This is a genomic window from Massilia sp. 05N420 (assembly GCF_056397205.1).
The window spans coordinates 53691-79519 of sequence record NZ_JBFTMX010000014.1 but is presented as its reverse complement, the minus strand read 5'-3'; the positions used below and the strand labels follow the sequence as shown (position 1 = coordinate 79519).

General features: G+C 66.9%; 26 protein-coding genes. 11 read left to right on the top strand and 15 right to left on the bottom strand.

From position 1 onward, the window contains the following. Nucleotides 1-8: 8 nt before the first annotated feature. Both AC1DIX_RS10605 and AC1DIX_RS10600 read right to left on the bottom strand, forming a co-directional pair. Complete coding sequence (locus AC1DIX_RS10605) at nt 9-1820, bottom strand: methyl-accepting chemotaxis protein (RefSeq protein ID WP_442121658.1); 1812 nt, start codon at nt 1818-1820, stop codon at nt 9-11. Nucleotides 1821-1970: 150 nt separating this feature from the next. Further along, the gene (locus AC1DIX_RS10600) at nt 1971-2162 is read right to left on the bottom strand and encodes a hypothetical protein (RefSeq protein WP_477324144.1); all 192 of its coding nucleotides are present in this window, start codon (nt 2160-2162) and stop codon (nt 1971-1973) included. A 138-nt stretch (nt 2163-2300) separates the two neighbouring features. Between AC1DIX_RS10600 and AC1DIX_RS10595 the strand changes: the two genes are divergently transcribed. Continuing rightward, nucleotides 2301-2648 carry a TonB-dependent receptor domain-containing protein gene (locus AC1DIX_RS10595; RefSeq protein ID WP_477324324.1) on the top strand — a complete coding sequence of 116 codons (348 nt, stop codon included), beginning with the start codon at nt 2301-2303 and terminating at the stop codon, nt 2646-2648. 106 nt (nt 2649-2754) lie between these two features. Here the strand turns inward: AC1DIX_RS10595 and AC1DIX_RS10590 are convergent, their stop codons facing one another. The 5 genes from AC1DIX_RS10590 to AC1DIX_RS10570 form a co-directional block, all read right to left on the bottom strand. Further along, nucleotides 2755-3987 (bottom strand): argininosuccinate synthase, encoded by a 1233-nt coding sequence (locus AC1DIX_RS10590; protein ID WP_477324142.1) that lies wholly within the window; start codon nt 3985-3987, stop codon nt 2755-2757. Nucleotides 3988-4100: 113 nt separating this feature from the next. Then, nucleotides 4101-5027, bottom strand: coding sequence for an ornithine carbamoyltransferase (argF, locus tag AC1DIX_RS10585; RefSeq protein WP_477252498.1), 927 nt, complete (start codon nt 5025-5027; stop codon nt 4101-4103). 40 nt (nt 5028-5067) lie between these two features. Continuing rightward, complete coding sequence (gene rsgA, locus AC1DIX_RS10580; RefSeq protein ID WP_477324140.1) at nt 5068-5973, bottom strand: ribosome small subunit-dependent GTPase A; 906 nt, start codon at nt 5971-5973, stop codon at nt 5068-5070. A gap of 8 nt (nt 5974-5981) precedes the next feature. Then, nucleotides 5982-6326: a 4a-hydroxytetrahydrobiopterin dehydratase gene (locus AC1DIX_RS10575; protein WP_442121652.1), complete on the bottom strand. Its 345-nt coding sequence runs from the start codon at nt 6324-6326 to the stop codon at nt 5982-5984. Beyond that, nucleotides 6323-7615, bottom strand: a complete 1293-nt coding sequence (locus tag AC1DIX_RS10570; RefSeq protein ID WP_477324138.1) for a M48 family metallopeptidase — start codon at nt 7613-7615, stop codon at nt 6323-6325. The genes AC1DIX_RS10575 and AC1DIX_RS10570 overlap by 4 nt, the downstream gene beginning before the upstream one ends. 101 nt (nt 7616-7716) lie before the next feature. Between AC1DIX_RS10570 and orn the strand changes: the two genes are divergently transcribed. Further along, nucleotides 7717-8301, top strand: coding sequence for an oligoribonuclease (gene orn, locus AC1DIX_RS10565; RefSeq protein WP_477252491.1), 585 nt, complete (start codon nt 7717-7719; stop codon nt 8299-8301). A gap of 79 nt (nt 8302-8380) precedes the next feature. Further along, on the top strand, nt 8381-10846 hold the full coding sequence (locus AC1DIX_RS10560) for an ATP-binding protein (RefSeq protein WP_477324136.1): 2466 nt from the start codon (nt 8381-8383) through the stop codon (nt 10844-10846). Here the strand turns inward: AC1DIX_RS10560 and AC1DIX_RS10555 are convergent, their stop codons facing one another. The 3 genes from AC1DIX_RS10555 to AC1DIX_RS10545 form a co-directional block, all read right to left on the bottom strand. Then, entirely contained in the window at nt 10847-11797 is a 951-nt protein-coding gene (locus AC1DIX_RS10555; protein ID WP_442121648.1) for an MBL fold metallo-hydrolase, read from the bottom strand. A 73-nt stretch (nt 11798-11870) separates the two neighbouring features. Then, nucleotides 11871-13631, bottom strand: coding sequence for a chloride channel protein (locus AC1DIX_RS10550; protein WP_442121647.1), 1761 nt, complete (start codon nt 13629-13631; stop codon nt 11871-11873). 8 nt (nt 13632-13639) lie between these two features. Continuing rightward, entirely contained in the window at nt 13640-13984 is a 345-nt protein-coding gene (locus tag AC1DIX_RS10545) for a MarR family winged helix-turn-helix transcriptional regulator (protein WP_442121742.1), read from the bottom strand. 167 nt (nt 13985-14151) lie between these two features. On the opposite strand from AC1DIX_RS10545, the gene AC1DIX_RS10540 reads away from it, so the two are divergent. From AC1DIX_RS10540 to AC1DIX_RS10525, 4 genes are all read left to right on the top strand, one after another. Continuing rightward, nucleotides 14152-15297: an HPP family protein gene (locus tag AC1DIX_RS10540; protein WP_477324322.1), complete on the top strand. Its 1146-nt coding sequence runs from the start codon at nt 14152-14154 to the stop codon at nt 15295-15297. Nucleotides 15298-15384: 87 nt separating this feature from the next. Further along, complete coding sequence (locus tag AC1DIX_RS10535) at nt 15385-16065, top strand: RNA polymerase sigma factor (protein ID WP_477324134.1); 681 nt, start codon at nt 15385-15387, stop codon at nt 16063-16065. A gap of 74 nt (nt 16066-16139) precedes the next feature. Next, nucleotides 16140-16667, top strand: coding sequence for a DUF4142 domain-containing protein (locus tag AC1DIX_RS10530; protein WP_477324132.1), 528 nt, complete (start codon nt 16140-16142; stop codon nt 16665-16667). After that, complete coding sequence (locus AC1DIX_RS10525) at nt 16664-17014, top strand: cupredoxin domain-containing protein (protein ID WP_442121643.1); 351 nt, start codon at nt 16664-16666, stop codon at nt 17012-17014. The genes AC1DIX_RS10530 and AC1DIX_RS10525 overlap by 4 nt, the downstream gene beginning before the upstream one ends. On the opposite strand, the gene AC1DIX_RS10520 is transcribed toward AC1DIX_RS10525, so the two are convergent. Continuing rightward, nucleotides 16983-17672, bottom strand: a complete 690-nt coding sequence (locus tag AC1DIX_RS10520; RefSeq protein WP_442121642.1) for a UPF0149 family protein — start codon at nt 17670-17672, stop codon at nt 16983-16985. The genes AC1DIX_RS10525 and AC1DIX_RS10520 overlap by 32 nt on opposite strands. Before the next feature lie 368 nt (nt 17673-18040). Here AC1DIX_RS10520 and AC1DIX_RS10515 point away from each other — a divergent pair, with 368 nt between their 5' ends. From AC1DIX_RS10515 to AC1DIX_RS10505, 3 genes are all read left to right on the top strand, one after another. Beyond that, nucleotides 18041-19033: a serine/threonine protein kinase gene (locus AC1DIX_RS10515; RefSeq protein ID WP_477324130.1), complete on the top strand. Its 993-nt coding sequence runs from the start codon at nt 18041-18043 to the stop codon at nt 19031-19033. Nucleotides 19034-19144: 111 nt separating this feature from the next. After that, entirely contained in the window at nt 19145-21463 is a 2319-nt protein-coding gene (locus AC1DIX_RS10510) for a coiled-coil domain-containing protein (protein WP_477324128.1), read from the top strand. Between the two features lie 115 nt (nt 21464-21578). Next, complete coding sequence (locus AC1DIX_RS10505; protein ID WP_477324126.1) at nt 21579-22049, top strand: AraC family transcriptional regulator; 471 nt, start codon at nt 21579-21581, stop codon at nt 22047-22049. Here AC1DIX_RS10505 and AC1DIX_RS10500 read toward each other — a convergent pair. The 4 genes from AC1DIX_RS10500 to AC1DIX_RS10485 form a co-directional block, all read right to left on the bottom strand. Next, on the bottom strand, nt 22033-23004 hold the full coding sequence (locus tag AC1DIX_RS10500; RefSeq protein WP_477324124.1) for a CE1 family esterase: 972 nt from the start codon (nt 23002-23004) through the stop codon (nt 22033-22035). The genes AC1DIX_RS10505 and AC1DIX_RS10500 overlap by 17 nt on opposite strands. A gap of 79 nt (nt 23005-23083) precedes the next feature. Continuing rightward, entirely contained in the window at nt 23084-23491 is a 408-nt protein-coding gene (locus tag AC1DIX_RS10495) for a hypothetical protein (RefSeq protein WP_442121637.1), read from the bottom strand. 106 nt (nt 23492-23597) lie between these two features. After that, nucleotides 23598-24173: a TerD family protein gene (locus AC1DIX_RS10490; RefSeq protein WP_477324122.1), complete on the bottom strand. Its 576-nt coding sequence runs from the start codon at nt 24171-24173 to the stop codon at nt 23598-23600. Nucleotides 24174-24200: 27 nt separating this feature from the next. Beyond that, a complete protein-coding gene (locus AC1DIX_RS10485; RefSeq protein WP_442121635.1) occupies nt 24201-25238 on the bottom strand; it encodes a DUF475 domain-containing protein in 1038 nt (345 codons plus the stop codon). Nucleotides 25239-25373: 135 nt separating this feature from the next. On the opposite strand from AC1DIX_RS10485, the gene AC1DIX_RS10480 reads away from it, so the two are divergent. Continuing rightward, nucleotides 25374-25799, top strand: coding sequence for a divergent PAP2 family protein (locus AC1DIX_RS10480; protein ID WP_442121634.1), 426 nt, complete (start codon nt 25374-25376; stop codon nt 25797-25799). Nucleotides 25800-25829: the final 30 nt, after the last annotated feature.

Here is a 25829-nt window from a genome sequence, read left to right as displayed (position 1 = left end):
CGCGGGTCTCAGTCATTCACGGAGAAGGTGGCGACCGACTGCTGCAGGTCGCCGGCGGCGTACTGCAGCCGGTGCACGGCCTCGCTGGTGGCCTTCAGCGACTCGACGGTCTGCTGGCTGGCGTCGGACAGCTGCATCATGGTGCCCGAGATCTGCGAGGCGCCGACGGCCTGCGACTGCATCCCCTGCAGCACCAGGTCGAAGCGCGGCGACAGCTTGCGCACCTGGTCCATCATGCCGGACAGCTGTTCGGCCACGTGGCGCGCCTCGCCGACGTTGCGGCGGATCTCTTCGGCAAACTTGTCCATGCCCATCACGCTGGCCGACACCGCCGACTGCATCTCCTTCAGCATCTGCTCGATGTCCCAGGTCGAGACCGAGGTCTGGTCGGCCAGGCGCCGGATCTCGGTGGCCACCACCGAAAAGCCGCGGCCTGCCTCGCCGGCCTTCTCGGCCTCGATCGCGGCATTCAGCGACAGGATATTGGTCTGGTCGGCCACCTTGGTGATGGTGGTCAGCACGCTGTTGATGTTGCTGGCTTTCTCGGACAGCGCGGCCAGCTTGGCGCCGATCGAATCGGTGGCATTGACCATCTGCTGCATGGTGTGGTCCATGTGCTTCAGCTTGTCCTGGGCGTCGGCGGTGGCGTTGGTGGTGTAGTCGGCCACCTGGGTCGCTTCCTCCATCGTGCGCAGCAGCTGGGAGGTGTTGGCCGACATTTCCTTGGTGGTGGCCAGCACCTCGACGCTGGTCTGGGCCTGCTCGATGCCGGTCGCTTCCTGCTGGCGAGCGGAAGCGGCGATCTGGGTCGCCGAGCTGGCCACCTGGATGCCGGCGTGCTGCACATTGGTCAGCAGGCTGCGCAGGTTGCCGAGCATGGTCGCCAGGCCTTCGCCGAGGCGGCCGATGGCATCCTCGCCGCGGATCTCCACGTTGCCGGTCAAGTCGCCGCGTGCGGCCTTCGAGACCACGCCGAGCAGGGCGTCGACCTTGGCGCGCAGTTCGCGGCCGTCGGCCAGTTCCTTGGCGTGGCTGTCTTCGATGGACTGGGCCATGCGGTTGAATTCGAGGGCCACCTGGCCCAGTTCGTCGCCCGAGAGCACCTCGGCGCGCGCGCCGCGGACACCGTCGCCCAGCCTGCGGGCGGCATCGGCCAGGGCCGCCAGCGGACGCGAGACGGCGCGTACCAGCACGGTGCCGATCAGGATCGCCAGCAGCACGCAGATCAGCGCGCCCACGCTCAGCAGCGCGCGCATCGACTGGCGCAGCGCGCTCGTGTCTTCCCTGCGCTGCTCCAGCAGGCGGTTCTCTTCGGCGGCGATATCGTCAAGGATCTCGCGCATGCCGGCCACGCTGGCGGTCCCGGCCAGCACCGCGGCTTCCGTCTGCGCCTGGACCGCCGCCGGGTTGCCGGCGGCGCGGCGGCGCAACTCGATCTGCGGCGCGATCGCCTTGTCCATCCAGGCGACCAGCACGGGATCGAGCTGGTGCAGGCGCTCTTTCTGGGCCGGATTGTCGGCGGTCAGCGCCAGCGCGCGGCGCACGTGGCTGCGGGCGCGTTCGTACTCGCTGCGGATCGGCGCGACCAGGTTGTCGTTGCCGGTCAGGAGATAGCCGCGGGTCGCGCTCTGCACCTGCAGCACCGAGGTCGCGATGTGGTTGGTCTCCAGCAGCACCTCGAGGGTATGGCGGTCCCACGCATTCGCCTCGGACAGCCGCGCGAAATTGTTATAGGCCAGGATCAGCAGGAACAGGATGATCGCGACGATGGCGCCGAAGCCGATCGTCAGTTTTTTCTTGATGCTCAGGTTTCGCAACATATCCGCAGGGGTTAGAGGTCCGTAGGGGGCAGAGCCCGGTTCTCTCGGTTGGGCTCTGACCCCGAAGTCGCGAACGCCGGAATCTCCAAGAAAATAAGGCCCAGCCTCAAATGTAACATTTAGCCGAGCTCAGGTGGAAACAAAAGTGCGCTAGCGCAACAAACCGGCGTCCGAGGGCAAGGCCGGCAAACCATGCCGGCGCCGCGCCTGCAGGCACTTGTCGTCACCGATCTGCACCTCGCGGCAGGGATCGGGCTGTTCGTAGACGCCGCAGGCAAACGAGCCGTCGCCGGACTGGCGCAGGGCCGCGCAGCGCGGCTCCCTTGCGTTGGAGCCGGCCATGCAGGCCAGGCAGGGGTGTCGCTCGTATCGCTCATGTCGGCCGGAGGTTGAACACAAATGGTAGCGCGCGCGCCGCGTCCTGGAACGCTTCGTGGAATCTTGGTTTGTTAACGCAACACCAGCGTCGAATCCGGCAAGCTGGTCACGGCGATCGGCAGCAATGCCCTGAGCTATACGCCGAAGTCGTCCTTCACCAGCTGGACCACCTACAGCTTCCCGTCCGGCTTCAAGATCGGCGGCGGCGTCCGCTATTCCGGCCGCCTGCTGCGCGGCACCGACGGCGCGGTCGGCACGCCGGCCTATACCGACGATTACTGGGTGGCGGATGCGATGGCGTCGTATGCGATCAAGCGCGGGATCGAGTTACGCGTGAACGTGGTCAACCTGTTCGACAAGCGCTATGTGGCGGCGATTAACAAGAGCGGGTACCGGTATACGCCGGGGGCGCCGCGTTGGGGGAGTGTGACGGCCAACTACCACTTCTGACGAGTGCCCGTCGTCCCGCGAAGGCGGGGACCCAAGTTTGCTTGCATTTCGACTGCTCACGCAGAACTTGGATCCCCGCCTGCGCGGGGACGACGGTGGCGGGGGACTACTGACCGCGCTTGGCGCGCGCCTTGGCCGCGATCCGCATGCGCAGCGCGTTCAGCTTGATGAAGCCACCGGCATCCGCCTGGTTGTAGGCGCCGCCGTCTTCGTCGAAGGTCGCGATGTTCATGTCGAACAGCGAATCGGTCTTCGAGTCGCGCGACACGACGATCACGTTGCCCTTGTAGAGCTTGACGCGGACCCAGCCGTTCACGCTTTGCTGGGTGTGGTCGATCAGGGTCTGCAGCGCGACGCGCTCCGGGGCCCACCAGTAGCCGTTATAGATCAGCGAAGCGTAGCGCGGCATCAGGTCGTCCTTCAGGTGCGCCACTTCGCGGTCCAGGGTGATCGATTCGATCGCGCGGTGGGCTTTCAGCATGATGGCGCCGCCCGGGGTTTCGTAGCAGCCGCGCGACTTCATGCCGACGTAGCGATTTTCAACCAGGTCGAGCCGGCCGATGCCGTGCTTGCCGCCCAGGCGATTCAGCTCGGTCAGCACCTGCGCCGGAGTCATCTTGACGCCGTTCAGGCCGACGATGTCGCCGCGCTCGTATTCGATGTCCAGGTATTCCGGCTGGTCGGGGGCCGCTTCCGGCGACACGGTCCAGCGCCACATCGATTCCTCGGCTTCCGCGCTCGGGTTTTCCAGGTGGCGGCCTTCGAAGGAGATGTGCAGCAGGTTGGCGTCCATCGAGTAGGGCGCGCCGCCGTTCTTGTGCTTCATGTCGATCTCGATGCCGGCGTCTTCCGCGTACTTCAGCAGCTTCTCGCGCGACAGCAGGTCCCATTCGCGCCACGGGGCGATGATCTTGACGTCCGGCTTCAGCGAATAGGCGCCCAGCTCGAAGCGCACCTGGTCGTTGCCCTTGCCGGTGGCGCCGTGCGAAATGGCGTCGGCGCCGGTTTCGTTGGCGATCTCGATCAGGCGCTTCGCGATCAGCGGACGCGCGATCGAGGTGCCCAGCAGGTATTCGCCTTCGTAGACGGTGTTCGCGCGGAACATCGGGAACACGAAGTCGCGCACGAATTCTTCGCGCACGTCGTCGATGTAGATGTTTTCCGGCTTGATGCCGAACTTGATGGCCTTGGCGCGCGCCGGTTCCAGCTCTTCACCTTGTCCCAGGTCGGCGGTGAAGGTAACGATTTCGCAGTTGTAGTGATCCTGCAGCCATTTCAGGATGACCGAGGTATCGAGGCCGCCGGAGTAGGCGAGGACTACTTTTTTAATGTCGCTCATGGGAGTTCCAGTGATGTGAGGCGTGGAGGGATGTTGTGGTCAGCCGGCTCGGGCACCAGGCCCGCGCCGACGATCAGACTTCGTTGCGGTAAAAAATCAGCTTGGTGGATGGATCACTTGTCCTCGATACGGCCCAGCAGCAGGTACTCGATCAGCGCCTTCTGCACGTGCAGCCGGTTCTCGGCTTCGTCCCACACCACCGATTGCGGGCCGTCGATGACTTCGGCCGCCACTTCCTCCCCGCGGTGGGCGGGCAGGCAGTGCATGAACAGCGCGTCGGGTGCGGCACGCGCCATCTTGGCGCCGTCCACCATGAAGCCGTCGAAGGCTTTCAGGCGTTCGGCGTTTTCCTTTTCGTAGCCCATGCTCGTCCACACGTCGGTGTTGACCAGGTGCGCGCCCTGGCAGGCATCCGATGGGTTCTCGAAGAAGGTGTAGTTCTTCGTCTTGACGAGAGCCGGATCGATGTCGTAGCCCTTCGGGGTCGACACGTTCAGGTGGAAGCCGAATACCTCGGCCGCCTGCAGCCACGAGTACAGCATGTTGTTGGCGTCGCCGATCCAGGCCACAGTCTTGCCGGTGATCGAACCGCGGTGCTCGAAGAAGGTGAACACGTCGGCCAGCACCTGGCAGGGGTGGTGCTCGTTGGTCAGGCCGTTGATCACCGGCACGCGCGAATTCGCGGCGAAGCGCTCGATGATGTCCTGGCCGAAGGTGCGCACCATGATGATGTCGCACATGCGGCTCATGACCTGGCCGGCGTCTTCCACCGGCTCGCCGCGGCCCAGCTGGCTGTCGCGGGTGTTCAGGTAGATCGCGGCGCCGCCCAGCTGGTGCATGCCGGCTTCGAAGCTCAGGCGGGTACGGGTCGAGCTCTTTTCGAACACCATCACCAGGGTGCGGTCGACCAGCGGGTGGTAGACCTCGTAGGCCTTGAACTTGCGCTTGATGACGGCCGCGCGCTCGATCACGTACTCGAACTCGTCGCGGGTGAAGTCGGAGAATTGCAGGAAGTGCTTGATGGGAGTCTGGACAGCCATGTTAGGTCGGGAATACGGGGATCTTCTGAATTATATGCCATCAATACAAGGTCTGTTCAGACTCATGTAGTAATTGCGCATACAGCGCGTGGCGGATCGGCGCGATCTTGCCCTCCGCGACCGCCCCGAGGATGGCGCATTGCGGCTCTGCCAGGTGGCGGCAATTGTAGTATTTGCAACCGCCCAGGAAGGGCTTGAACTCGACGAAGGCGCGTTCCAGCATGCCTTCCGTCAGGTGATACAGGCCGAATTCCTGGAAGCCGGGCGAGTCGATGATGTTGCCGCCGCTGTCGCCGGGCAGGCGGTACAGCCGGGTAAACGTCGTCGTGTGCTTGCCGGTGTCCAGGGCTTCGGAGATCTCGCCCACCGCGATGTCCGCATCCGGCACCAGCAGGTTGATCATCGAGGACTTGCCCATGCCGGACTGGCCGATGAAGATCGAGGACTCCCCCAGCAGCAGCGGCATCAAGGTCGCCACGGTGCCTTCCGGATCGGCCTTGGCCGAGACTTCGTGCAGCGGGTAGCCGAGATTGGCGTACAGCGCGGCGCGCTCGCGGGCGCGCGGCAGCAGCTCTTCGACGTCGACCTTGTTGAGGATGAGGTGGGCCTCGACGCCGGCCGCCTCGCAGGCCACCAGGGCGCGCGAGACCAGGTCGTCGGCGAAGCTCGGCTCGGTGGCGACGACGATGAAGAGGCGCGTGATGTTCGCCGCCAGCAGCTTCGACTTGTACTGGTCGGAGCGGTAGAGCAGGGTGGTGCGCTCGGCGATCTTCTCGATCACCGCCTGGTCGTTCGAGGTGCGCTTCAGATGCACGATGTCGCCGACCGCGACGTTGGTCTTCTTGCCGCGCGTGACGCACTGCAGGAATTCTCCATCGACCTCGGCCAGGTAGTGGCGGCCGTGCGCCGCGACGATGGTGCCGGTCAGGGCCTCGTTTTTGTTCATGCCCTTGCTCATGCGCCGGCCCGTCCGGCGTACAGCGCGTCGGCTTTCGCAGCGCAGATGAAGTCGTTTTCGCTGAGGCGGTGGCCGGCGGAGTGCGTGGTCCAGGAAACCGTGCAGCGGCGGTAGCCCACCTGCAGGTCCGGATGGTGGTCTTCGCGATGCACCATGAAGGCCAGCGCGTTCACGAACTCGATGGTCTCGTGGTAGTCGCGGAACAGGAACTCGCGCACCAGGCGGTGGCCGTCGACATGCCAGTCGGGCACTTGCGCCAGCAAACTGGCAGCGGCGGCATCGTCCAGCGCCGCGGCGCCGTGGATGCAGTGGCCTTGGTTCAGGGGCAGCGCCTTGTTCATGCGGGCTCCATGCCGGCCGTGCCGGAGAGCGCACCCGCTTCAGCCAGGTGCCGGATGCGGATCGAGGCCGGCGGATGCGAATCGTAGAAGGCCGAGTGCAGCGGGTCCGGCGTCAGGGTCGAGGCATTGTCCTCGTACATCTTGACCAGGGCCGAGACCAGGTCGCGCGCATCGCTGTGGCTGGCGGCGAAGGCATCGGCTTCGAACTCGTGCTTGCGCGAGGTGATCGAGGTCAGCGGCGCAAACGGGAAGGTGAATACCGGCAGCACCAGCATGAACAGCAGCAGCGCCATCGCATCGTTGTTCTGGCCCAGCAGCGGAATGACACCCAGGCCGGTGTAGAACCATACCTGGGTCTTCAGCCAGCCCAGCAGGGCCAGGAAGACCAGCGACAGCGCGAACGCGACCACGATGCGCTTGATGATGTGCTTGAGTTTGAAGTGGCCCAGTTCGTGGGCCAGCACGGCTTCGATCTCGGCGGGCGCGAGGCGTTCCAGCAGGGTGTCGAAGAAGACGATGCGCTTGTTGGCGCCGAAGCCGGAGAAGTAGGCGTTGCCGTGCGCCGAGCGCTTGCTGCCGTCCATCACGAACAGGCCTTTCGAGGCGAAGCCGACGCGCGCCATCAGGCCTTCGATGCGGCTTTTCAGGCTGTCGTCGGCAAGCGGCGTGAACTTGTTGAAGAGCGGCGCGATGACGGTCGGGTAGATCACCATCATCAGCAACTGGAAGCCGCTGAACACCAGCCAGGCATACAACCACCACAGGGGGCCGGTGCGCTCCATCAGGAACAGCACCACCCACAGCAGCGGCAGGCCGATCACGGCGCCGACCAGCGTGCTCTTGACCATGTCCGCCAGCCACAGCTTGAGCGTCATCTTGTTGAAGCCGAAGCGCTGCTCCAGCACGAACTGGAACCAGTAGGTGAAGGGCAGGTCGAGCAGGCCGGCGATGGCGGCGTAGGCGACGACCAGGCCGATCTGGTGCGCCATGCCCGCGCCCAGCAGGTGCAGCAGCGCGGTCGACAGCGCTTGCAGCCCGCCCAGCAAGGTGAAGCCGATCAGCACCAGGCCGCTCCAGACCGCGTGGATCAGGCCGAAGCGGGTCTTGGCGACCGTGTAGTCGGCGGCCTTGCGGTGGGCGTGCAGGGAGATGCGGTCGGCAAATTCGGCCGGCACCCGATCACGGTGACGCAGGACGTGGCGGACGTGCCGGCTGGCCAGCCAATACCGCAACACCAGGGTCAGCATGAAAAAAATGACGAACAAAACCGAAAACGCGAATGAAAGCATCGTGTGCCTGTGAGAAAATCCTGTTTTTCGGGGTCAGAGCACGAACTTAGCGCCTGTGCTCTGACCCCGACTGACTAGAGTCACCTACCAAAGAACAGATTATGTCACAAGCCAACGAAACCCAAACCCCGACCGTTACCCCGCGCCCGAACGACATGAACCTCGTCTGGCTCGACATGGAAATGACCGGCCTCGATCCGGACAACGACCGCATCATCGAAGTCGCGGTGGTCGTCACCGACGCCGAGCTGAACATCCTGGCCGAAGGCCCGGTGTTCGCCATCCACCAGAGCGACGAGACGCTGGACAAGATGGACGCCTGGAACAAGGGCACCCATGGCAAGTCGGGCCTGATCGACCGCGTGAAAGCCTCGACCGTGAACGAAGCCCAGGCCGAAGAGCAGCTGATCGCCTTCCTGAAACAGTGGGTGCCGGCCAATAAATCGCCGATGTGCGGCAATTCGATCTGCCAGGACCGCCGCTTCATGGCGCGCGGCATGCCGAAGCTGGAAGCCTTCTTCCACTACCGCAACCTGGACGTCTCGACCCTGAAGGAACTGTGCCGCCGCTGGAAGCCGGAACTGGCATCGGGCTTCAAGAAGGCGCAAAAGCATACCGCGCTGGCCGACATCGTCGAGTCGATCGAAGAACTGCGCTACTACCGCGAGCACTTCATCAAGCTGTAAGTTGTGAATCGCCCACAGAGGGCATGACACAATGTTGAAATCGTGAATCGTCTCGCCATGAATTATGGAATAATCGATCATGGCTGACATTCTGTGCATTACCGCCGGGCTGGGCGACAGCGAGACGCGGCGCCTGCTCGGCGCGCACGACTGGCAATCGTCGCCGCTCGGCCCGCCGGATTCCTGGCCGCCCGAGCTCGCCGCGGCCGTGTCGATGGTCCTCAGCTCGACCTTCCCGATGTTCCTGGCCTGGGGGGCGCAGCAGGTCTTCCTCTACAACGACGCCTATATCCCGGTTCTCGGCAACAAGCATCCGTCCGCCTTCGGCGAGCCGTTCCACCGTGTGTGGTGGGAGATCTGGCACGACCTCGGACCGATCGCCGGGCGCGCCCTGGCGGACCAGTCCTCCTTCCTCGAGGACATGCCGCTGACCATGGAGCGCAAGGGCTATACCGAGCAGACCTATTTCACTTTCTCGTATTCGCCCCTGCACGACGGCGAGGGCAGGGTGATGGGCATGTACTGCACCTGCATCGAGACCACCGCCCGCGTCGAGGCCGAACGCCGCGCCGCCTTCGAGCTGGCGCTGTCCGACGCGCTGCGGCCGCCGGGCTCCAGCGAGGAGGCGATCGCCACCGCCAGCGCCTTGCTTGGCAAGGAGCTGGGCGTGGAGCGGGTGATGTACGGCGAGGTCGACGACGAGCGCAACACCTTCTACGTGCCGCGCGACTGGACGCGCCACGGCAGGTCCAACCTGTCCGGCAATACCTTCGCGATCGACGCCTTCGGCGAAGACGTGGCCAGGGCAGGGCGCGCCGGCGAGATCATCGCCATTACCGACGTGCGCATCGATCCGCGCACCGCCGCCCACCAGCAGGCCTACCTGATGGCCATGGGCGTGACCGCCAGCCTGCTGGTGCCGCTGGTGAAGTCGGGCCGCCTGCTATCCTTCCTGGCGCTGGGCCACAAGCATCCGCACCGCTGGAGCGAGGCCGAGATCGCGCTGGCGCGCAGCATGTCGGAGCGCCTGTGGACCGCGGTCGACCTGGCGCGCGCCCACGAAGCCCTGCGCGCGGAGCGCGACCGCAGCCAGATCATCCTCGATTCGATTGCCGAGGGTTTTGGCCTGCTCTCATCTGACTGGACCGTCCTCGAGATGAACGCCGAGGGGCTGCGTCTCGGCAGCCGCACCGCCGAGCAGGTGATCGGGTGCAATCACTGGGAGATCTGGCCCGAATCCGTGGATAGCGAGCTCGGACGCATGTATCGCCGGGCCATGTCCCAGCGCATTGCCGGCAGCGCCGAATACCGGCATCGCTTGCCGGGAGGGGAGGTGCGCACCTACGAGGTGAGGGCCTACCCGACCAGCAACGGCGGCCTCGTCAGCTTTTTCCTCGACATCACCGACCGCAAGAAGGCCGAGGAAAAGCTGCGTGCGGCCGACCAGCGCAAGGACGAATTCCTGGCCATGCTGGCGCACGAGCTGCGCAACCCGCTGGCGCCGATCAGCGCCGCCGCCGACCTGCTGAAGATCGGCCGCCTCGACGAGAACCGGGTGCGCCAGAGCAGCGCCATCATCGGGCGCCAGGTGAAGCACATGACCAGTCTGGTGGACGACCTGCTGGACGTGTCGCGCGTCACGCGCGGGCTGGTGACCCTGGCGCGGGCGCCGGTGGCGGCGCACACCATCGTCGACGAAGCGATCGAGCAGGTGCGCCCGCTGTTCGAGGCCCGCCGCCAGGCCCTGTCGGTGCGGCTCGACGATCCCGAGGCCACGGTCCTCGGCGACAAGGCGCGCCTGGTGCAGGTGCTGGCCAACCTGCTCAACAACGCGGCCAAGTACACGCCGGAGGAGCGCCGCATCGACGTCGAGGCGCGAATCCGTGGCGAGCACCTCGAGCTGGAGGTGCGCGACGAGGGCATCGGCATGGAAGCGGGACTGGGCGACCGCGTGTTCGAGCTGTTCGCCCAGGGCCAGCGTTCGGCCGACCGCTCGCAGGGCGGACTGGGGCTGGGCCTGGCGCTGGTCAAGCACCTGGTCGAGCTGCATGGAGGCACCGTCGCATGCGCGAGCGCCGGACCGGGCCGCGGCAGCAGCTTCGTCGTGACCCTGCCGCTGATGCAGTCCGCGGCGCACAGCGAGGAGCCGGGTGCCGCCGCGCCGCCGCAGCAGGGACAGCCGCTGCGCCTGCTAGTGGTGGACGACAACGTCGACGCCGCGGCCACCCTGGCGATGCTGCTGGAAGCCTGCGGCTACGAGGCGATGGTGGAGAACGATTCGCTGCGCGCCCTCGAGCGCGCGTGGCGGGAGTGTCCGGACGTGGCCCTGCTGGACATCGGCCTGCCGGAAATGGACGGCAACGAGCTGGCGCGCCGCCTGCGGGCCGATCCGCGCACCCGCGCGATGCTGCTGGTGGCGGTGACCGGCTACGGCCAGGAACAGGACCGCCGCGCCGCCCTCGAAGCCGGCTTCGACCACCACATGGTCAAGCCGGTCGACCTCGACAAGCTGGCGGCGATCCTGGCCGGCGTGGCCGGGTCCTGATCAGCGCATTTGCGTATAGTTGACCGGCACCCAGCGGTAGCCCTTGCCCTGGGTCTGCAGGTGGCCCAAACCCGGGAACTGCAGGTGGGCGCCGCCGATCAGGTAAGCTTTTTTCGCGGCGTCGTCGAACACCTTCTTGCGAGCGGCGTAGGCCGCCTTCTCGTCGCTGTCGAAGGCGACCGTCACTTGCGGATTGTCCATCTGCACGGCCGCCACGTGGATCAGGTCGCCGATCAGCACCAGCTTCTGGCCGCGGCTCTCGACCACATAGGTCGTGTGGCCCGGGGTGTGGCCGTGTTCCGCCAGCGCCGATACGCCAGGCACCAGCTGGCCGTCGGCCTCGATCGCCTTGAACTTGCCGGCCTTGACGTAGGGGTTCAGCGAGGCCATCGCGCCCTGGTAGTCGGCTTTCTCGTCGGCCGGGGCCTTGTCCATGTTCGCCTGGCTCAGCCAGCGGTCGGCATCGGGCTTGCCGGCGCGGACCACGGCGTTGGGGAAGTTGCGCTGGCCGTCGTGGGACAGGCCGCCGACGTGGTCGCCGTGCAGGTGGGTGATATAGATCTCGTCGATCTGTTCCGGCTGGTAGCCGGCGGCCTTCAGGTTCTGCAGGAATTTGCCCACGGTCGGGCCGAACAGGGCGCCGGCGCCAGTGTCGACCAGCACCAGCTTGCTGCCGGTGTTGATCAGGAAGGCATTGTCCGAGGTTTCCAGCGGCAACTTCAGGTGGTTCTTTTCCAGCGCGGCGCGGGTGAGTTCCGGCTTCTGGTGCAGGATCTGGTCGACCGGCAGGTCGAAGGTGCCGTCATTGATCGGGGTGACTTCGAAGTCGCCGACCATGATGCGGTAGTAGCCGGGAGCCGGGGTCTTGACCATCGGCGCGGCAGCGTGGGCGGCGGACACCAGCGCGGCGGCGGCAGCGATGGCGGAAAGGGTCTGCTTGAGCGGTTTCATCAAGTTCTTGTCCTCAAGATGGATAGGCAATGGCGCGGTGTGCGTATTGCCTATCGTACATGATTGCTCCGCGTTATGCTTGCCGCCGCGACAAGGGATTACGCCGCAGCACACGGCGTTCGTGTTCCTCGGCATGCAGGCCGGCGGTCGCCTTGATCAGGTCGCTGCGGCTGACGATGCCCAGCAGCCGCGGCTCGCCGGCGCTGGCCACCACCGGCAGGCGTTCGATGCCGTGCACGGCCAGGCGGGTGGCGACGATGCGGCAGGTCTCGCCGGCCAGCGCCACCGGCGGCCTGTTGATGCCGAAGAGCTGGCCCACCGGGGTGTCGGGCGCCTGGCCGTTGAGCGCATCACGGTCCAGCATGCCGACCAGCTGGCCGGCGCGCGTGACCGGGAAGCCGCGGTGCTTCTGGCCGGGGCCGAAGTGGGACGCCAGCACCTCGGCCACGGTGGCATCGGCATCGACGCTCTGGACCTGGCTGGTCATGACTTCGGCCACGCTGTGGCGCTCGAGCGGGTCGATACCGTATTCGCGGTAGATGTGGTGGCCGCGGCGGGCGATCTTCTCGGTCAGGATCGAGCGGCCCATGGTCAGCACCGTGAAGCCGTAGGCGCCGGCGGCGGCGGCCAGCAGCGGCAGCAGGGCATTCGAATCGTGGGTCAGCTCGAAGGCGAACACCACCGCCATCACCGGCGCGCGCATCATGCCGCCCAGGGTGGCGGCCATGAAGACCAGCGGCCACAGGGCCGGTTCGGCGCCCGGCAGCCAGGGCGAGAGCAGGGAACCGAGGCCGGCGCCCAGCATCAGCAGCGGGGCCAGCACGCCGCCCGAGGTGCCGGAGGCCAGCGCGATCAGCCAGATCACGAACTTGACGGCCAGCAGGGCCAGGACCGCGCCCAGCGCCAGGTGGTTGTGCAGCAGGTCGCCGATCACGTCATAGCCCACGCCCAGGGCGCGCGGCTGGAAGTAGCCGCCGATGCCGACCGCGAGGGCGCCCAGCGCCGGCCACCACATCCAGTGGATCGGAAGACGGTGGAACCAGTCCTCGACCTTGTACAGCATGGTCGACATGGTCCACGACAGTGCGCCGCACAGGATGCCGGCCGCCACGCAGGACAGCAGCGCAACCGGCGCCACCGGCATGGTCTGCAGCGGGAACAGCGGGCCCGCTTCCATCGCCAGCGGGCGCAGGAAGCCGGCCACCGCGCAGGCCACCGCCACCGGCAGCAGGCTGCGCGGACGCAGTTCGAACAGCAGCAGCTCGACCGCCATCAGCACCGCCGCCACCGGGGTGCCGAACACCGCCGTCATGCCGGACACGGCGCCGGCCACCAGCAGCGACTTGCGCTCGCCGCCGGTCAGGTGGAAGTGCTGGGCGATCAGGGAGCCGATCGCGCCGCCGGTCATGATGATCGGGCCTTCGGCGCCGAASGGGCCGCCGCTGCCGATCGCGATGCCGGAGGCCAGCGGCTTCAGCACCGCGACCTTCGGCGACATCGCGCTGTCCTTGAACAGGATCGCCTCGATCGCCTCGGGGATGCCGTGCCCGCGGATCTGCTCGGTGCCGTAGCGCGCGATCAGGCCGATCACGATACCGCCGATGACCGGCACGATGATGACCCAGGCGCCCAGGCCGTGGTTGGCGGGCGAGAGATCGGCCAGCGAGAAGCGCTGGTAGAAGAACAGGTCGGTGAAGAAGCGGATCAGGAGCAGCAGCACGTGTGCGGCAAGCACGGCGAGGCCGCCGATGACGGCGGCGATCGCCGCGATCAGCAGCAGGCGCAGGTCGCCGGAAAAGTCGCGGCGGTCGGGCAAATGAAGGTGAGCGGACATCGTGGGACTCAATCGAGGTTGGGAATCGTGAATACGCCTTGCAGGGCGCGCAGTTCGGCGCGGTGGATCTCGGCCAGGCGCGTCAGGATGGCTTCGCCGTGCGGCAGCAGGTGCACTTCGACGCGGCGGCGGTCGTCGGCGTTCGCGCGCCGTTCGACCAGGCCGCCGGCTTCGCAGCGCGAGACCAGCGCCACCACCCCGTGCGGCTTGGCCTGCAGGCGCTCGGCCAGCTCGCCGACGGTCGCCCATTCGCGTCCCTTGAAGCCCTTGATGTGCAGGAGCAGCAGGTATTGCAGGGGCGTGATGCCCTCGGCCTGGACGGCGTTTTCGGAGAAGTGCTCGTAGCGCCGCATCTGGTAGCGGAATTCGGAGAGCGCGGCGAAGTCGGACTTGGCAAGCGGGGAGGGGGGGGCTTTCACTGCTTTCACTGAAGGGGACGTGGCAAGGAGAAGCCGAATAATATATCATATTGTGATGTTTTTTTCGTAGAAGTTTTATCTTGGACCAGACTTTGCAATGGATGCGCGCCTTCGTGCCGCAACGTAATTCCGTACCGCGTCCCGAAAGGATGCGCTCTGTGGCAGGCGCCCTGATCGGCCTGCTGCTCACCGCCGGGCTCAGCATGCAGCTGCTCGGCAGCGCCACCCTGCCGGCGGCCCTGGTGGCGCCGATGGGCGCCTCGGCCGTGCTGCTGTTCTGCGTGCCGGCCAGTCCGCTGGCCCAGCCTTGGTCCGTCATCGGCGGCAATACCATCTCGGCCCTGGTCGGCATCGCCTGCGCCAAGGCGATCGGCAATCCGCTGCTGGCGGCGCCGCTGGCGGGTTCGCTGGCGATCCTCGTGATGTTCCTGCTGCGCTGCCTGCATCCGCCCAGCGGCGCGGTGGCGCTGACCACGGTGCTGGGCGGCCCGGCCGTGCACGCGGCCGGCTTCGGCTTCGCCTTCGTGCCGGTGTGCCTGAACTCGACCCTGATCGTGCTGGTCGCGCTGGTCTTCAACAACCTGACCGGGCGCCGCTATCCGCACTCCCAGCAGTCGATGCTGAAGAACGTGCACGCGACCCGCGACCCGGTGCCGACCGCGCGCCTCGGCTTCACGAAAGAAGACCTGGACGCCGCGCTGGCGCGCTACGGCCAGGTGCTGGACATCAGCCGCGACGACCTCGAAGAGATCCTGCTCGAGACCGAAGTCCAGGCCTACGGCCGGCGCTTCGGCGTCGTCACCTGCGGCGCGATCATGTCGAAGGACGCGGTGACGGTCCGCCCCGGCATGCCGCTGGCCGAAGCCTGGCGCCTGCTGCGACAGCACGGCCTGCATGCGCTGCCGGTGCTGGACAAGGCGCAGCGCGTGGTCGGCATGGTCGGCCAGAACGATTTCCTGCATCATGCGGGCCTGGACGATTACCAGACCCTCGGCGAACGCCTGCGCGGCCTGTTCAACCACCTGCTGGGCGTGCGCAGCCGGCCGGGCAAGGTGGTCGAGATCATGCACCGCCAGGTGAAGACGGTCGGCATCGACGAACCGATCGCCGAGCTGGTGCCGCTGATGACCAACCAGGGCCTGCACCATATCCCGGTGGTGGACGGACGCGGCGTCTTTGCCGGCATCGTCAGCCAGTCGGATATGCTGGCGGCAATGTACGAAAGCCGCCTGACCGCCCCGGCCTGAGCGGAAACACGGGAACGCCGCGGCAGCGGCCTGCATCCAATCGGCAGCACTTTGCTTCTTAATCGGCATCACGTCAGGGAGAACGCCATGCAGCCAGCAGTCGACGACGATTCGGACGCCGCCATCCGGCAGCGCGTGGTGGATGGCGAGCAGGCCGCCTTCGCGCGCCTGATGAGGCGCCATAACCGGCGGCTCTACCGCGTGGCGCGCAGCATCCTGCGCGACGATGCCGAGGCCGAGGATGCGTTGCAGGACGCCTATATCCAGGCCTACCGCGCCTTGCCGGACTTCCGCGGCGAGTCCTCGCTCGCCACCTGGCTGACCCGCGTCGTGATGAACGCCGCCCTGATGCGCCGCCGCAGCGCGGGGCGGATGGCCGAGGTCATCGAACTGGGCGCCGAGCCGGCCATGGACGCGTTCTGCGCCGCGCGCGAAGCGGGCGAGCCCGGGCAGCCGGAGCAGGCCGCGCTGCGCGCCCAGGCCCGGGGCCTGATCGAAGCCAAGATCGATGCGCTGCCGGAAGCCTTCCGCACCGTGTTCGTGCTGCGCGCGGTCGAGGAACTCAGCGTCGACGAAACCGGACAGCTGCTCGGCATTCCTGAAGCCACCGTGCGCAGCCGCTACTTCCGCGCGCGGGCCATGCTGCGCGAGGCGCTGGCGCGGGAGCTCGACTTCGCGCTCGACGATGCCTTCGGCTTCGACGGCGAACGCTGCGACCGCATCGTCGCCAGCGTCATGCGCCGGCTGGGCGAGGACGCAGTGGGCTGAAGATTCCGGGAACGCGGCGCGGGTTTGCTGCATCGAATGGCATGTTCCACTTCCCAATATCAATGGAGACTGCCATGACCATCAAGAAGCCCCTCGCCACCGTCCTGTGCGCACTGCTGGCCGCTGCCCCGCTGGGTGCCGCCCACGCCGCCAATCCCAACGATGCGCAGATCGCCGCCATCGTGGTTGCCGCCAACACGGTCGACATCGATGCCGGCAAGCTGGCCGAATCGAAGACCAGGAACAAGGACGTGCGCGCCTTTGCCCAACGGATGGTGGCCGACCATTCGGGCGTCAACAAGCAGGCGGTGGCGCTGGTCAAGAAACTGCACGTGACGCCGGAAGCGAACGACACCAGCAAATCCCTGACCCAGGGCGGAGAAACCACGCGCGACCGCCTGAAAGGCATGTCGGGCCACGACTTCGACAAGGCCTATGTCGACAACGAGGTGAGCTACCACGAGACGGTGCTGGATGCGCTCGACAAGACCCTGATCCCGAACGCGTCCAATGCCGAGCTGAAGGCGCTGCTGGTCAAGGTGCGGCCGGCCTTCGTGGCCCACCTGGAGCATGCGAAGCACATCCAGGCGGAACTGAAATGAAATCCGTGGTGGTGGCGCTGGGCCTGATGGCCTGGGCCGCGGCCGCCGGCGCGGCCGATCATCGTGTGGTCATCGAGGGCATGGCCTTCACGCCGAAGGTGGTGGCCGTGCAGCCCGGCGACACCATCACCTGGGTGAACAAGGACATCTTCGTCCACAACGTCACCGCGGCGGCCGCCGGCATCAAGTCGGGCGACCTGAAGCCGGGGCAGAGCTGGCGCCACACGGTGCGCCGGGGAGTATCCTTCGATTACCTCTGCAGCCTACACCCCGTAATGACGGGACGGGTGGAGGTGGAAGCTGAGGGGAAAGCGCTCAGGCCTGCTCGGCCCCGCAGCACTTCTTGAATTTCTTGCCGCTGCCGCAGGGGCAGTCGTCGTTGCGGCCGACCTTCGGCTCCTCGCGGCGCACGGTCTCGACGGCGGCCTTGCGGCGCGGCAGCCAGTAGCGGTGGATGCCGGGCAGGTTGGCTTCGATGTCCAGGGCCAGCTTGTGGGCCAGGCGCGGATCCTCGACCTCGGCCAGCTCGCTTTCCTCGATCTCGTCGGCGCCCAGCAGGTAGATCGGGCGCATCAGCGGACCGGCTTCCGAGTCCCAGATCTCGTCCCAGGAGCCGGGACGCAAGTCCATGCCTTCCCAGAAGCCCCAGCACCAGGCTTCGGCGTCGATCAGGGTTTCGCCCTCGACTTCGTGCTCGACGTAGAGCGGCTCGAATTCCTTGGGCGCGACCTCGAAGGTGATCAGCACTTCGTTCATGAAGCGCATGATCAGGTTGACGATCCGCTGCTCTTCCTTCGGGTTCTTCCACTTGGGCGCGGCGCCTTCCTCGCCCCACACGCGCGGCAGCCACTCGGCCGGCATGATGGATTCCGGGCCGATCGCGATGGCGGTCAGGTAGCCGTGCAGGGTGTCCATCGTCATCGCGCCTTCCGGGCTGCGGTCGGACAGCAGGAAGTTGTCGAGGTCGTCGAATTCTTTGTCGGTGAGAGGCTGTTCGAGTTGCATGTGTGGTCCAGGGTGATTCTGTTTCGTTGAAGCCGCCAGTGTAACGCCTGCGGCCCCGGGCCGGCGGAAAAAAGCGCCGGACAGCTGCTCATGCCGTCCGGCGCAAACGGAAAACCAGGTCCATGTTGCCCGCTATTGTCGAGCACAGGCTTAATGCCCGCTTAGCCCATGGTAAGCCTGACCGATCAGGGGCTCGGTGCATCCACACACACACATTGCGATCATCATCATTCATAAAGTCGGCAAATTTTCATGGGATTCGATTCTCTGCAGAAAAGATTTGCTGTCATGAAGCGTGCTGGTGCATAGATTCGGCAAAATCATGGGCGAGGGGTGCGCCGGTGTGCTGCCGGCCTTACAATGGCGGCATGGAATATGAATCGGAAACTCACCCCTTCTCGCGGCTCGATCCGCTGATGGTGCTGGACGCGGTCGAGAGCGTCGGCCTGCACGGCGACGGCCGCCTGCTGGCCCTGAACAGCTACGAAAACCGGGTCTACCGCGTCGGCCTGGAAGAGGGCCAGCCGGTGGTGGTCAAGTTCTACCGGCCGGAGCGCTGGAGCGATGCCGCCATCCTCGAAGAGCACGCTTTTACCGAGGAACTCGCCGAACAGGAAGTGCCGGTGGTGCCGGCGGCCGCGCTGGACGGGCGCACGCTGCACCACTTCGGCGGCTTCCGCTTTGCCGTCTTTCCCAGCCGCGGCGGCCGCGCGCCGGAGCTGTCGGACCCCAAGGTGCTGGAGTGGATCGGCCGCTTCATCGGGCGCATCCACGCGGTGGGTGCGCGCAAGCCCTTCATGGAGCGGCCGGCGCTCAACCTCGACACCTTCGGACGCGAACCGCGCGCCTGGCTGATTGGACACGGCTTCATTCCGGACGAACTGCTGACCGCCTACGCCAGCGTGATCGACCAGGCGCTGGACGGCGTCGCGCGCTGCTTCGACCGCGCCGGCGAGGTCGCGACGGTCCGCCTGCACGGCGATTGCCACGCCGGCAACGTGCTGTGGACCGCCGACGGTCCCCATTTCGTCGACTTCGACGACAGCCGCATGGGCCCGCCCGTGCAGGACCTGTGGATGCTGCTGTCGGGCGAGCGCCAGGAGATGGTGGGGCAGCTCGCCGACGTGCTGGCCGGCTACGAAGACTTCTGCGAATTCGACCCGCGCCAGCTCTACCTGGTGGAAGCCTTGCGCACCCTGCGCCTGATCCATTATTCGGCCTGGCTGGCGATGCGCTGGGACGACCCCGCCTTTCCCGCCGCCTTCCCCTGGTTCAATACCCAGCGCTATTGGCAGGACCGCATCCTCGAGCTGCGCGAGCAGGTTGCGCTGATGGACGAGCCGCCGCTCTGGCCTGTTTGAAACAATCCGCTGAATTGCAGCGGTTTCACGCTTCAGTTCGGCGTGACGCGTTTTCCAGCCATGACGCATAATCACGCTGAGCCCCAGTCCGCCCGCACCGATGAGCAGCCCATGACCGATCACCCCGACCACCACGACGATGCCGATTTCACGATCGACCTGATGCCCGCGTCCCAGGAGCACGCCGCGCCCGGCGTCGAGCCGCAGCGCGAACAGCTCGAGAAGCGCGCCATCCAGGAGGGCATCGCACGGGTCGAGGCCGAGGCCAAGGCGGCGGTGGCGGCCGAGAACCGCGCCCATGCCGAAGCCCGCGCCCGCAGCCTGGCCGACGAGCGCGCCGCGATCGACGCCGAAGCCGCCGCCGCCGCACTGGCGAATGTCCAGGCCTCGGAAGAGGCGATCGAGGCCAACCGCAACCGCATCGACACCCTGCGCGCCGCCGCCAGGGCCGCCGCCGAGCGCCTCGACGCGATGCGCCAGGAAACCGCCGAGCTGCGCGCCCGCGTCGAAGCCGATACCCAGATCCGCCTCGACGCCGAGTCGCGCGCGCGGGCCCAGGAAGAGGCGCGCCGCCGCGCCGAGGAACAGGCCCGGGCCGACGCCGAGATCGCCGAACGCGTGGCGCGTCAAGCCGAAGAGCTGGCGCTGCAGTCCGAACAGGCGCGCCTGCAGGCCGCCGAGCGGGTCGCCGCCGTGCACGCCGCGCGCGAAGAAGTCAGCCACAGCGCCAGCGCCGATGCGCGCGTGGCGATCCTGGCGCGCGAACGCGAGCGCGCCGAGAAGGCCGCGCGCCAGACCGCGGAAAAGCTGGCCGAAGCCGAAGCCGAGGCGCTCGAGCTGGCCCTGCAGCGCGAGCGCGCCGATCAGGTCGCGCTGGCGTCCAGCTTCGCGCGCGCCGCCGCCGAGGCGAGGGCGCTGGAAGAAGCGCGCGCCCTGGCCCACATCGAACAGGAGCGCGAGGCTATCGCCCAGGCACAGGCCGAGTACGAGCGCACCGCCGCGCAGTCGCTGCGCATGCGCCTGCAGACCGAGAAGGAATTGCGCGACGCCGCCGTGCACCGCGAGCGCATGGAAGAGATGGCGCTGGCCGCGCTGGCGGCGCGGCGCGATGCGGAAAGCCGGATCCTGGCCGCCACCGAAGCGCGCATCGAAGCCGACCGCAAGCTGCGCGAGACGGCGCTCGCGCGCGCCCAGGCCGAGGAGGACGAAGCAACCCAGGCCCAGGCCCGCCTGGATGCCGAACGCGCGGCCGCCGAACAGGCGCGCTTGCGGGCCGAGGCCGACCGCCGGGCGGTCGAGGCGGCCGCACTGGAAGCCGAACAGCAGGAACGCGAACGCGCGCTGCTGGATGAGCGCGCAGCGGCATCGCGCGCCGCGGCCGAGGCGCGCGCGGCGGAAAACGGCGCCGAACAKGCCCGCCTGGCGCACGAAGCCGAACAGGCCGCGCTGCAGCGCGAAGCGGCCCGCCTGGCCGAGCGCCGCGCCCTGGAAGCCGAGGCGCTGGCCGGCGCCGAGCGCGAACGCCTGCGGGTCGAGGAAGAAGCGCTGGCCGCCCTGAACGAGCGCCAGGAAGCGGAGCGCGCACTGGCCGCCGCCGCCCAGGCGCGCATTGCCGCCGAACAGGAAGAAGCGGCGCTGCTGCGCGCCCAGCTTGAATCCGAACAAGCTACGCTGGCGGCCCGCCAGGCGGCCGTGGAAGCCCAGCGCCAGGCGGCACTCCATGCCGAACAGCAGGCCGCGCATGAGGAAGCGGCCGCCGCTGCCGAGCACCTGCGGATGGAGCGCGCCGCCGAGCTGGCACGGGCCCAGGCCGAACGCGCCGAACACGAAGCCCGCCAGCAGGCCCTGGCCGAGGAGCTGCTGGCCGCCGAGCAGGCGGGGGCCGACGCCGCCCGCGAAACCCTGCTGCTGCTGGAACAGAAGCTGTCGGCCCAGCGCCAGCAGGCCGCTGCCGACGCCCGCGCCAACGAGGCCGCCGCGGCCCGCCTGGCGTCCGAACACGCGGCCGTGCTTGCTGCCGAGGCGCGCGCCAAGGCCGAGGAAGAACGGGCCCAACTGGCGCAGACCCGCGAGCAGGCCGAGCAGGCCGCCGCCCGCGCCGCGATGGACAAGCGCGACGCCCAGCGCGCATTGCTGGAACACGCCCAGCAGGCCGCCGACATGCAGCGCAAGTCGCTGCAGGCGACCCAGGAAATGGCCGATGCCAAGCGCCGCCTGGTGGAACTGGAATCGGTGCGCCAGGAAGAGCAGGTGGCGGAACTGGGCGCGCTGCGCGAACAGATCGACGCCCGCCAGGCCGAGGCCAAGCAGCGCGCCGAATCGGCCGACCTGGCGCGCGAAGTGCTGGGACGCTTCTCGCAACTGCCGTCGGCCCAGCAGGCGGCGGCGCGGCTGGCCGAGGCGGTCGCCAAGCAGCGCGGCGAGAGCTGAGTGCGCGTAGGGTGGGCACGGGGTGCCCACCCTACCTACCTGTCGAATCTTCCAGTTCAGGCGGAACAGGTCCTGACCTAGAATCGCGGTTTTCACACGAACGAGGAGAACCGGAATGGACGTCGCCATCGTCACCCTGCCGCCGGTGCGGATCGCCACCCTGCGCAAGATCGGCCCCTACGGCCCGGAGATCGGCCGCTTCTGGGGCGAGACCGTCACCCCTTGGCTGGAGCGCCAGGGCCTGCTGGGCGAGCCCACCTATGGCATCGCCCTCGACGATCCCACTACCACCCCGCCGCAGGACTGCCGCTACGATGCCGGCGTCGAGGTCGGCGAGGACTATGCCGCCCCGGCCGGGACCGCGCTCACGGTGCTGCCGGGCGGGACCTATGCGGTGGCGCAGTTCGCCGGCCAGGCCTGGGAGATCCCGGCCGCCTGGCAGACCCTGTTGCGCGAATGGCTGCCGGCCAGCGGCTATGCCTGCGACACAAGGCCCTGCGTGGAATATTATCCGCGCAACTGGCGCATGGAGGCCGACGGCAGCTTCGCCTGCGAGCTGAGGATGCCGGTCAGCGGGGGCCGTTGACCCGTTTGTCCTTGAAGAAGTTCCAGGCCTCTTCGGCCGTATCGACGTCGTGGTTCATATTGCCGACGATCTTGCGCAGGATCCACGGCAGTTCCTCGACCTTGGACGAAGCCGTGTGGCCGCCGCCGTCGATGCGCATGAACTGGATCTGCACGCGCGCCGGATCGTTGCCCCAGACATAGCGCGTGGCCGAGGTCGGGTCGGACGATTGCAGGTGCGGCATGCGGAAGCTGAGCGGCGTCTCCGGCAGGCCGGCCAGGCGGCGCCACACGGCCACCGATTCCTCGGCGCTGATGCCGCTGCCGCGGTCGCGCAGCAGCCAGTGGCCGACCCGGCCGCCATTGTAGGGCGCGATCTCGTCGGCGGTGCCGTGCGAGGCGAACACCGAGATCGGATGCGCGGGCGCCCGGCAGCGCGTCTGCATCGCCATCAGGGCGCTCTGCACGCCGATCGCCGCCAGCCGCGGCGCCAGTTCGATGCCGAGGCGGTAGGCCATGCCGCCGCCGTTCGAGCTGCCGTACACGTAGATGCGCTCGGGATCGGCGCCGAGCTCGTTGACCGCGGTGTCGATCAGGGCGGCGATGAAGCCGACGTCGTCGCTGGTGGCGTTGCTGGCGGCATCGAGGCGGCAATCGTTCCAGGCCTGCTTGCCGTCGCTGCCCTTGATGCCGTCCGGCGCGATCAGCATCACGCGCTCGCGTTCGGCGAGCCGGATCCAGTCCTGGGAGCGATAGGTGCCGAAGGAAGCGAGGCCGACCATGAAGGCGGCCGAGGCACCATGCCCGTGCAGCAGGATGACGGTGGGGCGCTTGTCGCGCGCCAGCCGGTCGGGTTCGACCACGAGGTAGTGGCGCCGTCCTTCTGGACGCAGCAGCGCGTAGTCGACGATGGTGGAGGCCTGCGCCGCATCCATCGCCGCCCATGCCAGCGCCATTCCCGCAGCCCATTCTTTCATCCTGCGCCCTCTTGCTTGCCGCGTTGCCACAGATATATCGAAAAGCTTGGGAAGATGGCTCTGTGATTCTTTTTTCGTATCAGCTGCCGGGGTTCGGCGATACCGGATTTTGGCCGCCGACCACGGCTTTCTCGACGAAATAGCTGGTCTCGCCGAAGCAGCTGGTCGGGAGGCCGACGTGCTGGGCATAGCTGAGCTGGACGCGCTGGCCCATGGCCGCCTGCAGCTGCTTGACCACGTTTTCGTCGCGCACCGTGAAGGCGAAGCGCTCGGGGATGGCGCCCGGCATGCTGGACAGCAGGATCTCGCCCTCCCAGGTCTTGCACAGCCAGCCCTTGCGCGACAGTTTCTGCAGGTAGCCGGCGCGTTCGCCTTCGGAATACGACCAGTGCAGGACGATCGCCATGTAGAGCGCGAACAGCACGATGGCGGCAACGACGACGGAGGCGAGGAGGACGCTGGTTCGGCGCGGGAAGGTCGATGGCATGGTCGTGAGGGTAAGTGAATCCGGCGCCCATTCTGACGATGAGCGCGCGAATTGTCAAAAGCTCATGTCCGGCAGGCGTACCGGACGGTGTTTCAGACCCTGAAGCTCAGACGTTGACGCCGAAGGAGCGTGCCAGCGGACCCAGGCCGCCGTTATAGCCCTGGCCGACGGCGCGGAACTTCCATTCGCTGCCGTAGCGGTAGAGTTCGCCAAAGATCATCGCGGTCTCGGTCGAGCTGTCTTCGGACAGGTCGTAACGCGCGATCTCGCGCTCGCCCTCGGCGTTCAGGCAACGGATGAAGGCGCGCCCCACCTGGCCGAAGTTCTGGCGGCGCTGGTCGGCTTCGTGGATGGTCACGGAGAAGGCGATCTTCTCGACCTCCGGCGGCACCCGGGTCAGGTCGACCAGCAGGCGTTCGTCGTCGCCTTCGCCCTGGCCGGTGCGGTTGTCGCCGGTGTGCTTGACCGAGCCGTCGGTGGACTGCAGGTTGTTGTAGAAGATGAAGTCGGCATCGCCGCGCACCTTGCCGTCGCCGCGCAGCAGGAAGGCGCTGCCGTCGAGGTCGAAGGTGGCGCCGTCGCTGGCGCGCGGATCCCAGCCCAGGCCGATGATGACTTTCTTGAGGGTCGGGTCTTCCTTGGACAGGTTGACGTTGCCGCCTTTTTGCAGACTGATCGCCATATGATTTCCTTTCGTTTTGGGTTGAATTCAGGCCGATCCGAGTTCCTCGCGCCGCTTGTAGCGGATCGAGGACCACAGCGAGACCAGGATGAAGGCGATGCCGGACAGTCCGGTGAACCATTCCGGAATCTCGTATTCGACGCTGGCGAACATGATCAGGGCCAGGATGCCGATCGCGTAGTGGGCGCCGTGCTCGAGGTAGACGAATTCTTCCAGCGTGCCCTTGTGCACCAGGAACACGGTAAGCGAACGCACGAACATCGCGCCGATGGCCAGGCCCAGCATGATGATGACGACGTCGTTGGTGATGGCGAAGGCGCCGATCACGCCGTCGAAGCTGAACGAGGCATCCAGCACCTCGAGGTAGAGGAAGCCGCCGATGCTGCCCTGCGAAATCAGCTTGCCCACCGCCGGGTCCGATTCCTCCTCTTCAAGCAGGCCGCTGAACCAGTTCACGCCCACGTAGACGATGACGCCGACCACGCCGGCGATCAGCACCGGCAGCTTGGCTTGCTGGGGCATCAGGCTCATGCAGCCGAACACGGCCAGCAGGGTCAGCAGGACGGCCAGGCCTTCGCTGCCGAACTGGCCGACTTTTTCTTCGATCCAGCCCAGCCAGTGGAGTTCCTTTTCCTCGTCGAACAGGAAGTTGAGGAAGACCAGCAGCAGGAAGGCGCCGCCGAAGGCCGCCACCTCGGCGTGCTGGGCGGTCAGGATGCGCGCGTACTCGTCGGGTGTTCTGGTGGCCATGTGCCAGACGTCGATCAGGCCGAGGCCGGTCGCCACCGAGACGATCAGCAGCGGGAACAGCAGGCGCATGCCGAATACGGCCACCAGGATGCCGGCCGTCAGGAAAAGTTTTTGCCAGAATGCGTTCCAGTTGCGCAGCACGGAGGCATTCACCACCGCGTTGTCGAAGGAAAGCGAGACTTCAAGCACGCCCAGCACCGCCGCGATCCACAAGGCCTGCAGCAGACCGCCGGTGCCGCCGTGGCTGTAGCCCCACCAGGCGGCCAGCGCCAGCAGGACGACCGTCACCACGAATGACAGCTTGAAATGTTGCATCGAGTTCTCCCTGTATGCTGCGTTGTCTGATAAACCACACTGGACAGGATATTACAAGTTTCTCACTGTGGCAGGCGCATAGCTTCTGCGATAATGTTGCCCGGCATTATTTTTGTACTAACCTTCGGAACTCACATGGATTTCACTTACCTGCTGACCCCGCTGTTGACCTGGCTGGTGGTCGGACCGATCAAATTCCTGATCAATAGCGCGCGCCAGCGGCGCTGGGCCTTCAACCTGGTCGGCAACGGCGGCTTTCCGAGCAACCACAGCGCCACCGTGACCAGCATGGCGACCCTGATCGCCCTGCGCGAGGGCATCGGCCACCCGGCCTTCGGCGTGGCGGTCACCCTGTGCTTCATCGTGATGATCGACGCCAACAGCCTGCGCCAGCACGTTGGCCGCCAGGCCGCCGCCATCAACCGCCTGGCCGCAGGGAGCGGGGACAGCGGCCACCGTACGCTGCGCGAGCGCATGGGGCATACCCTGGTCGAGATCGGGGGCGGGATCGTTACCGGGGTTTTGATGGGGAATGTGGTTTATCACTTGTTTGTGAAATAAAAGCTTAGAGTCAACTTGGCGGAAGAGTGC

Bases quoted from the DNA above. Each gene is read 5' to 3' on its own strand.
- AC1DIX_RS10605 (WP_442121658.1), bottom strand. From the start codon at position 1,820: ATGTTGCGAAACCTGAGCATCAAGAAAAAACTGACGATCGGCTTCGGC.
- AC1DIX_RS10600 (WP_477324144.1), bottom strand. From the start codon at position 2,162: ATGGCCGGCTCCAACGCAAGGGAGCCGCGCTGCGCGGCCCTGCGCCAG.
- AC1DIX_RS10590 (WP_477324142.1), bottom strand. From the start codon at position 3,987: ATGAGCGACATTAAAAAAGTAGTCCTCGCCTACTCCGGCGGCCTCGAT.
- argF (WP_477252498.1), bottom strand. From the start codon at position 5,027: ATGGCTGTCCAGACTCCCATCAAGCACTTCCTGCAATTCTCCGACTTC.
- rsgA (WP_477324140.1), bottom strand. From the start codon at position 5,973: ATGAACAAAAACGAGGCCCTGACCGGCACCATCGTCGCGGCGCACGGC.
- AC1DIX_RS10575 (WP_442121652.1), bottom strand. From the start codon at position 6,326: ATGAACAAGGCGCTGCCCCTGAACCAAGGCCACTGCATCCACGGCGCC.
- AC1DIX_RS10570 (WP_477324138.1), bottom strand. From the start codon at position 7,615: ATGCTTTCATTCGCGTTTTCGGTTTTGTTCGTCATTTTTTTCATGCTG.
- orn (WP_477252491.1), top strand. From the start codon at position 7,717: ATGTCACAAGCCAACGAAACCCAAACCCCGACCGTTACCCCGCGCCCG.
- AC1DIX_RS10560 (WP_477324136.1), top strand. From the start codon at position 8,381: ATGGCTGACATTCTGTGCATTACCGCCGGGCTGGGCGACAGCGAGACG.
- AC1DIX_RS10555 (WP_442121648.1), bottom strand. From the start codon at position 11,797: ATGAAACCGCTCAAGCAGACCCTTTCCGCCATCGCTGCCGCCGCCGCG.
- AC1DIX_RS10545 (WP_442121742.1), bottom strand. From the start codon at position 13,984: ATGCGGCGCTACGAGCACTTCTCCGAAAACGCCGTCCAGGCCGAGGGC.
- AC1DIX_RS10540 (WP_477324322.1), top strand. From the start codon at position 14,152: ATGCGCGCCTTCGTGCCGCAACGTAATTCCGTACCGCGTCCCGAAAGG.
- AC1DIX_RS10535 (WP_477324134.1), top strand. From the start codon at position 15,385: ATGCAGCCAGCAGTCGACGACGATTCGGACGCCGCCATCCGGCAGCGC.
- AC1DIX_RS10530 (WP_477324132.1), top strand. From the start codon at position 16,140: ATGACCATCAAGAAGCCCCTCGCCACCGTCCTGTGCGCACTGCTGGCC.
- AC1DIX_RS10525 (WP_442121643.1), top strand. From the start codon at position 16,664: ATGAAATCCGTGGTGGTGGCGCTGGGCCTGATGGCCTGGGCCGCGGCC.
- AC1DIX_RS10520 (WP_442121642.1), bottom strand. From the start codon at position 17,672: ATGCAACTCGAACAGCCTCTCACCGACAAAGAATTCGACGACCTCGAC.
- AC1DIX_RS10515 (WP_477324130.1), top strand. From the start codon at position 18,041: ATGGAATATGAATCGGAAACTCACCCCTTCTCGCGGCTCGATCCGCTG.
- AC1DIX_RS10505 (WP_477324126.1), top strand. From the start codon at position 21,579: ATGGACGTCGCCATCGTCACCCTGCCGCCGGTGCGGATCGCCACCCTG.
- AC1DIX_RS10500 (WP_477324124.1), bottom strand. From the start codon at position 23,004: ATGAAAGAATGGGCTGCGGGAATGGCGCTGGCATGGGCGGCGATGGAT.
- AC1DIX_RS10495 (WP_442121637.1), bottom strand. From the start codon at position 23,491: ATGCCATCGACCTTCCCGCGCCGAACCAGCGTCCTCCTCGCCTCCGTC.
- AC1DIX_RS10490 (WP_477324122.1), bottom strand. From the start codon at position 24,173: ATGGCGATCAGTCTGCAAAAAGGCGGCAACGTCAACCTGTCCAAGGAA.
- AC1DIX_RS10485 (WP_442121635.1), bottom strand. From the start codon at position 25,238: ATGCAACATTTCAAGCTGTCATTCGTGGTGACGGTCGTCCTGCTGGCG.
- AC1DIX_RS10480 (WP_442121634.1), top strand. From the start codon at position 25,374: ATGGATTTCACTTACCTGCTGACCCCGCTGTTGACCTGGCTGGTGGTC.